This window comes from Neisseria sp. P0001.S005, assembly GCF_051963715.1.
Genome location: NZ_JBQCTZ010001116.1, coordinates 1 through 230, shown reverse-complemented (window position 1 = coordinate 230; position 230 = coordinate 1). Strand labels below are relative to the sequence as shown.

At 52.6% G+C, this 230-nt stretch carries 1 protein-coding gene; it reads left to right on the top strand.

Going from position 1 to position 230, the window contains the following annotated elements; translation table 11 throughout:
• Positions 1 to 230: hypothetical protein (locus ACTHSP_RS24255; protein ID WP_440347251.1), on the top strand; the 230-nt coding region annotated here is incomplete at both ends.

Here is a 230-nt window from a genome sequence, read left to right as displayed (position 1 = left end):
ACCAACCAACACGGAGCGAACAACGCCGCCAATATAGCCAAAGGTATCAACTTCGGCGGTACCCCCGGCAGCAACACCTACGCATTGGGTGACACCATCAATGTCAAAGTCGACAGCAACATCATCAGCGAAACCGTAGCCGGTGGTGCACAGCTGAATCTGGCCAAAGAGATCACTGTTAACAGCGTGACCGCATGCGACAGAAAACTTAATTCAGACGGCCTCACCAT